Origin of the sequence: Streptomyces sp. NPDC127119, assembly GCF_042677425.1 — a bacterium.
In the GTDB taxonomy this organism is placed as follows: Bacteria; Actinomycetota; Actinomycetes; order Streptomycetales; family Streptomycetaceae; genus Streptomyces.
Window position 1 is genome coordinate 1 of sequence record NZ_JBHXTO010000311.1, and the last position, 1,358, is coordinate 1,358.

Below are 1,358 nucleotides of genomic sequence, written 5' to 3' on the forward strand. Positions count from 1 at the left end.
CGTCTCAGAGGTGAAACGGTCCCCGGTCAGCTGCATACCATCACCCGAGTCCCCCGCGAACCGGATGATCACCCGATCGAGCCGGCGTACGTCCTTCTCACCCGCCGGTTTGCGCTGTTCTCCTACGACGGCTCCGTCGGCCTGCTCAGCTGGACTGCTGACCTGACTGGTCACTGAAGTGAACCTCCTTCGAGGCGGCTGTCCGGGTGAGGCCCTCCCGCAGGCCTCCACCCCGGGCCCAACCCTACGTCGGCAAGGGGTGCCCGCCCCGGGAAGCTCTCATGACGGACGCCGTTTCGAGACTGTCGTACATCCTGTTTTGCCACGATTGCTCCGCCCCCCGGAGTTACCTGTGAAGACGCTCCGTACACATTCTCGGTTCTCACACTCGGACCACGCTGTACCTCTGACGCGGGCCCCGACACGGAACCCTGGCACAGTGTCGGCTTCCCGGGACATCAGGTGGCTCAGAACTTCAGGTAGTTCAGGACCTCGGCCAGTTCAGGACTTCGGCCAGATCGAGACGTCGGACGGTTCAGGACTTCAGGTAGGTGAGGACCGCGAGGACGCGCCGGTGGTCCCCGTCGCTCTGGGACAGGCCCAGCTTCATGAAGATGTTGCTCACGTGCTTCTCGACCGCGCCGTCGCTGACCACGAGCTGCCGGGCGACCGCGGAGTTGGTCCGTCCCTCGGCCATCAGCCCCAGGACCTCCCTCTCGCGCGGGGTGAGCCCCGCGAGGACGTCCTGCTTCCGGCTGCGCCCGAGCAGCTGCGCGACGACCTCGGGGTCGAGAGCGGTGCCGCCGCGGGCCACGCGGACGACCGCGTCCACGAACTCCCGCACTTCGGCTACCCGGTCCTTGAGGAGATAGCCGACACCGGTGGTGGAACCGGCCAGCAGTTCGGTGGCGTACTGCTCCTCCACGTACTGCGACAGCACCAGGACGCCGAGCCCCGGATGCTGCTTGCGCAACTGCACGGCCGCCTTCACGCCCTCGTCCGTGTGGGTCGGCGGCATCCGGACGTCCGCGACGACGACGTCCGGCAGCGCGTCCTGCGCCGCGAACTCCGTGATCGTCTTGATCAGCGCGTCCCCGTCCCCGACGCCGGCGATCACGTCGTGCCCGCGGTCGGTCAGCAACCGGGTCAGGCCCTCCCGCAGCAGCACTGAATCCTCGGCGATGACCACGCGCACTCTGTCCTCCACGATTCTTGGCCCCCCAGCCCGTCCCGCACATACGTCCGCACCCAGCATCCCAGCATCGGGGCTTGTGCGCGGCACGTTTCCCCTCGCGGTGGCCGGCAGCGCCGTTCCCCGCGCCCCATCCAGGGGCGCGGGGAACGGCGCAATCTTTTGA

At 67.9% G+C, this 1,358-nt stretch carries 1 protein-coding gene; it reads right to left on the reverse strand.

Annotated elements, in window-relative coordinates; translation table 11 throughout:
• Nucleotides 1-535 precede the first annotated feature (535 nt).
• Complete coding sequence (locus ACFVH5_RS44360; protein ID WP_384801093.1) at nt 536-1,207, reverse strand: LuxR C-terminal-related transcriptional regulator; 672 nt, start codon at nt 1,205-1,207, stop codon at nt 536-538.
• Between the last annotated feature and the right edge of the window lie 151 nt (nt 1,208-1,358).